This is a genomic window from Erwinia sp. ErVv1, assembly GCF_900068895.1.
In the GTDB taxonomy this organism is placed as follows: Bacteria; Pseudomonadota; Gammaproteobacteria; order Enterobacterales; family Enterobacteriaceae; genus Erwinia.
Genome location: NZ_CDPK01000002.1, coordinates 51,786 through 57,785, shown reverse-complemented (window position 1 = coordinate 57,785; position 6,000 = coordinate 51,786). Strand labels below are relative to the sequence as shown.

Genomic DNA, 6,000 nt, shown 5'->3' with positions numbered 1-6,000 from the left:
GACGGAAGGCCAGGCGAGGGCAGCAGGGATGCTGCACTCAGGGAGCGGCGGGCAGGGATGCCCGCTCGCGACCGGGCCGTCCGGCCTGGCGTCGGAGCCAAAGGCACCACGCAACGCGTGTAGCTGCGACGTCCGGCAACCGCTGGGATTATCCACCGACACAGCAGATGTTGCAGCCCGGACAACTCACCGGCAAACGCTGAGATTATCCACCGGGAGAGCAGGCGTTGCAGCTAACCAACCAGCCAACCAGCAGAGTGCCGGGAACCCTGACACCGGTAACCACACACCCGATTCGTCTACATTGTGCTGGCTGCGGCTATACGCAGTTCCAGGGAGTACAGGAAAGTTTCGCCGGGTTTAATGCAAAATGAATTATGCAGTTCAGGAAAAAAAGTGTCATTGAAAGGGGTTCAAATGTCCGCGTGCGAACAGGGCTTGGCCTGAAGTCGCTCAGGTAATGACGGAACGACAAATAGGTTTTACCCAAAACAACGCAGAAGCCTGAGAGGTGGACAATCCCTGCGGTTGACGGGCANCAGGGATGCTGCACTCAGGGAGCGGCGGGCAGGGATGCCCGCTCGCGACCGGGCCGTCCGGCCTGGAGCCGGAGCCAAAGGCACCACGCGGAGCGTGGCGTGAGGACGCCCGGCAAACGCTGGGATTATCCACCGGGAGAGCAGGCATTGCAGCTAACCCGCTAACCCGCAGAGTGCCGGAAACCCTGACACCGGCATCGCAGATATGGCAGCCCAAACAACTGACCGGCAAATGCGAGAATTGTCCGCCGGAATGCCCCTCACCCGCCCGTCAGGACTTCTGATTTCTCAGCATAGGCTTATGGTGCGCCTTACCACTGCTGGAAACAGTCGCTTTCGGCTTCGGCGGTGGGGCATCATTCACGTGTGCCAGCGCATTCTGACACTCTGCCGTCGGCTGCTGCACTTTTTGCAGTACCAGCTTGTCATAATGGAGCGTCATCCCTTCCCGCTCCAGCGGCATCACGCGGGCTTCATTATTCACGTTAACCCAACGATCATCGAGGCGAGTCACCTTACCGGGTTTGGCAATGACCCGCTGCCACTGACGGCAGTCAAGCGTATCGCCCGCGGCGGTCACGATCAGGCTTGCCACCGCCTCTTTACTGACCAGACCTTTTTGCGGCCCCATCGTCTGCCAGTTTCCCACCAGATCGGCAGGTGGAGGCGTTTTAACCACATTGTGGTAATTAGGTATCTGTGCGCAGCCTGACAGCGCGACGGCTGCTGCGGTCATTACAATCCACTTTTTCATTTTCAGTTCCTGACTCCTCGACCAGGCGCTACGTTATAATTTCTGATTAACCACCGCAAGCAGCTTCATACCGTTGTCCCCTTCAGCCATAACAATATTTGCTTCAAACGCCCATTCACGCATGCAGCAGCAACATCTGCACCCACTGGCATTTCACCAAACCGCGCCCCGGTGTAAACTGACGCGCATTATTACGTGCAGGACAAATGATGAAAACAATTGAAGAGTACTACACCACCGCCAGAAGCCTGTTTCTTGAGGCCTACCCTGAAATAAAGCAGGGAATCGACAACCTCCAGGAAGAGGATGCGCAGGCGCTGGGCATGTCGCTGGAACAGTTACAGTCGATGCAATCCGACCGCGCCTGGGCCGCCTTTACCCGCGAGAAAAAACTTGATGGTATGCTCTTTGCCATCCAGCTGGCAGAGCCAGATAAAGACGTGGCGGCTGTCGCTATCGAAACCTATCTGCGCCAGCATGCTGAAGCGCTGGGGATGAGCTGGGAAGAATTTTGTATTAAGAACGAACTTTAAGCGCTCGGGGCCTGCTCCCGCGGCCCCTTCAACTTCCTGATGTGCTATCCCTCCTAAACAGTGCCATCCTTTTTTTAAAATTCACCCCGGAAAAATGCTTTTTTGCTGCCTAAACAGCTGCTAAGAATGCTCCCAAAGCAGATGTCACAGCAGATTATCGTTCGATAACGGCAACTGATTGCGCTATATATGCTTACAGCCTGTGACCTGGAGATAATAAACTTTTTAGGATGATTAATAATCACATGAGGACGTAATAAAACCTCCACCAGAATATTCATCCGTATAAGTATAATTAATGCGATAGGTCCGGTGTTATTGCGTTAGAGAACCGGGTCGCGTATGTTAACCGGGCAGAGTTTTACCGTAAGAAATGCGGCGTTAAGCCTGTTGTGAGGTCTGCACAGGCTCTGTAACCCTGTCATATTGCGACCTCCCGCAGTGCCAGGGCCTGTAAGAACTTTGAGCCAGAACAATGCCAATAATTAAATATAAACTCGATTCAGCCATATTCTTATTTTTTTTCTCCTTCTGTTTAGCCACGCTGGGTATAAATTGCCGCACCGTTCAGGCGCTTTCTCTTTTCTGGCCGTGTAACGCCCTTCTTTTGGGTATAATGGTACGCTTTCCAAAGATTGAAACGTCACTCAGCTTACCTGCTATTTATAGTGGCATGGTACTGGCCGATCTGTTTTCCGGTACGCCATTCGTCATGTCGCTGACTTTAAATATTGCCAACCTCGCCTTTATCACCGTGGGTAAGGCGGTGCTGCTTGCAGATTCCCTGCAGCATCCCCGGCCACGACGGCTGCAGGCGTTGATGAGGGTATTTCCCGCTTCCATTCTCGGGGCGGGCGTCTGTGCGGCAGTGGGGTCGTTAGCCAGCCAACACTATTTTCATGACGATCTGCTCAAAGGCTGGATTTCCTGGTTTTGTGAGCAGGTATCGACCTCTATCCTGCTGCTGCCGCTGGCCATCACCCTGCCCCGCCGCGGAGAGCTTAGCGCCCTGTTAAGTGAGATAAAGCAAAGTACTTTGTTGCCGCTATTGTCCCTGGTTATCACTACCGTCACGGGGATTTACGTCGGCGGCGGCGGCAGCCTGATGTTCCCCCTGCCCGCGCTGATGTGGTGCGCCATTAGCTACCCGATCTTCTTTACCTGTGTGCTGACGGTGGTGACCGGAATTGCTGAAATCATCCTGGTGGCAGGCCATGTACTGAATATTCAGGGTGCAGACGACTTTTTCCTTATCGACAGCCTGGCTTCGGCGCGACTTGGCGTCGCGGCGATGACCATTAGCCCACTGATTGTTGCTCTCAGCACCACCACGCAGAAAAAGCTGGTTGCGCGCATGACTAAACGGGCTGACTACGATTTTCTTACCGGCGCGCTCACGCGCAGCGGGCTGTCGTCACGGTTGAATGCCCTGGCCGCTGGAAAACATAAGCAGGGCCATTTTTATGGCGCGGCGTTCATCATCGACATTGATCGCTTCAAAAGTATCAACGATACCTGGGGCCATGCGACGGGAGATCACGTGCTGGTTAAAACGGTTGAGTGTATCCGCCAGTCGCTACCGCCAACGGCTGTTGTCAGCCGCATGGGCGGTGAGGAATTTCTGGTACTGATTGAAGGCGTTTCACCACCGCGAGCCAGTATCCTGGCCGATCGGCTGCGCCGCAGTATTGAGCAACATACCATTATTCACGACGGGCAAATCCTCAATATTACGGTGAGCATTGGTGTGAGTGCGCTGGACATTATCGACTCTGACAGCCTGGAGGCGTCAATCAGAACGGCCGATGAACAGCTCTATATTGCTAAAAGTAGCGGCCGAAATCGCGTGAGTCCGGAGTTTACCCTCTGAAATGACACAACCCGCCGTGGCGGGTTGTAATCGAAGCCATTCAGGCTTCGTTATCGATGCGGTTAGCTTCGATTTCAATGTCCTGAATGGTGCTATCCAGCTCATCAAGTAACGTACCCTGCTTCGTCAGCAGTTCGTTCACTCTTGCAGCAAACTCCGGGTGCTTAAATTCGCCCTGATCAAAGGCCAGCCAGTGGGTTGACAGCGTTTCCGTATTGGTTTGTGCATAGTGGCGCATCTCTTTCAGCTGCGAGGTCACGTCACGTAAATGTTCGGTCGGTGATTTGCGTTCCTGATTATCGCTCATGCATTTATCCTTATCTGGTTAAAAAAGCGTTCATAAATTCTGACTCTTATGAAAGTGAGAAGTTCATTAACACTTTTTTAACCAAACCTTGCGGCAAAAAAAAGGCCGCCAGCGCAGGCGGCCTGAAGAGAAAAAATACTTAGAAGTAGGCAATTTTGCGATCCGTGCCATTAATGTTAACCGTGACATAGCCTGCCGCCGTGGTGGTGGTTGGAGCCGTTGCGCTAAGGGTAGCCAGCGTGAGCACGCCCTTCTCATTAGCCCCGACGCCCGCCAGACCGTTATGCATGCTCATACGGGCATTTGGCGACGTAGTCCCGATGGTACTGGTGTCCGTGACCTGCGTTAAATCAGGCGCGAACAGGTTACACTCCCCTGATTCAAAACGGGTTGGCCCGGTTGAGGTCAGGTTAAATACCATGTCACCACTGGCGGCTTTCAGCTTCACCCAGATTTCGGCATAGGTCAGGCCGATTCGGTTAAGCTTCACGTCCAGCACCGCAGGCGAACCTTTATGCTGGATATCGGCATAAATCGCCGTTGAGCAGCGGGAAATACTCAGCCAGGTAAAGCCGGACGCTACCGAGGTTACCGGACTGGTGGCCGTTGCAACCAGCACATCATTCGTCACCTTACTGATCATCTCGATAAGCCACTGCTGGTTATCCTTCGGCAGGTTAACTTTACCCAGCTTGTACCAGTTATCAGTTGCGGTGGTGTTAGTGACCTTAAAGCCGCTGTACCAGCCGGCCTTCATCGAACCGGTCATTATCGTGCCGAAGTGCTCGTCGCGACGCCAGCCGTATTCATAGCCTGACAGCCAGCGGGTGGAGTCGGTATCGGTCGTGATGTTACCGCCAGACTGAAGGTTAAGCTGTTTAAGCTGCAGACGGGTGTTGTTCATGTTCAGCGCATTGTCACAGGACTCGATGCTCAGCGCATCCACAATCCAGTTACCGTCGCTGAGGTTGCCGGGAAAGCGCGTATGCTCAATCCAGACGTTATGAAGCAAACCCTGGGTAACTCGCGGCATATATAGCGTCGCATCGCCGTAGCCGGTCTGGAAATTGGCGTTGGTCAGTTCGATAGCCGTTGAGTGGTCCCAGGCCCCTGCCGCCGTATCTGACCAGGTCACATCAAACACCCTTCCGTAAGTGTTAAGAGTGTAAATCTGGTCAAACTTGGTATCCAGCGTATCCAGCAGCTTGATCACCGTACCGCCGTTATTCTGCGCGCGGAAGCGTGAGACAATGACTGACTGACCGGCCACAATAGTGTTTTGAAAGAACGGCTGCTGGTTACTGCACATTGCTGCCGTAATCGCCACTTTATTGGTGGTCGTATCCGCTGACGCCTGCCCATCCCAGGAGATCCCTTCAATCGCTACGCGCCTGGCCTGAACTTTGAAAACGGGCGAGGTGGATTTATTGGAAATGATGGTCGTTCTGGGCAATGCGCCGTGTGGATTATCATCACCCGTCACATAGAAAAACGCCATCGCAGTTGCAGAATAGTCGATGGGGTTGATCAGGAACTTGCCTGACGGGAACCGGACGCCCAGGTCTTTCGCTACGCTGTTGAAATTTTGCGCCCAGTTCATCATCAACTTAAACGGCCCGCTGTCATCCGTTACGCCATCGCCCTTCCCGCCAAAATGGAAGATATTTAAATCCGCCGGGTCGCTGATAACGCGTTTCCAGTAAAAGCCACTGCCGACGGCATAGGTCCCTGAATCATCCGCTTGTGGAGAGGTGCCGGTAAACCCGACAAAATCACCGCCGCCGCGAAAAGACGAGTCTTTATCCGTATAGCGGCGTAACACGGCCAGATCGCCCGATTTGGTTGGTGCAGTCGTACGCAGTTCGGCAAATGAATTGACTTCGATCATAATAACCTCCGGGGCGATTGGCCATTGCGAATCGCCTTCATTGATATGTTTATTTAGGGAATAAATACGGGAATGATTAATTACGCCAGACTTTATTATTTGCTACTTC

6 protein-coding genes are annotated in these 6,000 nt (G+C 53.4%); 3 read left to right on the top strand and 3 right to left on the bottom strand.

Features of this window, described 5'->3' with window-relative positions; all coding sequences use genetic code 11:
• The coding region (locus A1830_RS23135; RefSeq protein WP_231877550.1) for a hypothetical protein at positions 1 to 203 on the top strand (203 nt) is incomplete at its 5' end.
• Positions 204 to 810: 607 nt separating this feature from the next.
• Here A1830_RS23135 and yedD read toward each other — a convergent pair.
• The gene (yedD, locus tag A1830_RS01815) at positions 811 to 1,293 is read right to left on the bottom strand and encodes a lipoprotein YedD (RefSeq protein ID WP_067700898.1); all 483 of its coding nucleotides are present in this window, start codon (positions 1,291 to 1,293) and stop codon (positions 811 to 813) included.
• 209 nt (positions 1,294 to 1,502) lie between these two features.
• Here yedD and A1830_RS01810 point away from each other — a divergent pair, with 209 nt between their 5' ends.
• Both A1830_RS01810 and A1830_RS01805 read left to right on the top strand, forming a co-directional pair.
• The gene (locus A1830_RS01810; protein WP_067700895.1) at positions 1,503 to 1,826 is read left to right on the top strand and encodes a DUF6388 family protein; all 324 of its coding nucleotides are present in this window, start codon (positions 1,503 to 1,505) and stop codon (positions 1,824 to 1,826) included.
• Positions 1,827 to 2,442: 616 nt separating this feature from the next.
• Positions 2,443 to 3,696: a GGDEF domain-containing protein gene (locus A1830_RS01805; protein WP_231877549.1), complete on the top strand. Its 1,254-nt coding sequence runs from the start codon at positions 2,443 to 2,445 to the stop codon at positions 3,694 to 3,696.
• Positions 3,697 to 3,736: 40 nt separating this feature from the next.
• Here the strand turns inward: A1830_RS01805 and A1830_RS01800 are convergent, their stop codons facing one another.
• Both A1830_RS01800 and A1830_RS01795 read right to left on the bottom strand, forming a co-directional pair.
• A complete protein-coding gene (locus A1830_RS01800; RefSeq protein WP_067700889.1) occupies positions 3,737 to 4,003 on the bottom strand; it encodes a hypothetical protein in 267 nt (88 codons plus the stop codon).
• A 139-nt stretch (positions 4,004 to 4,142) separates the two neighbouring features.
• A complete protein-coding gene (locus A1830_RS01795; RefSeq protein ID WP_067700886.1) occupies positions 4,143 to 5,891 on the bottom strand; it encodes an amylovoran biosynthesis protein AmsF in 1,749 nt (582 codons plus the stop codon).
• Positions 5,892 to 6,000: the final 109 nt, after the last annotated feature.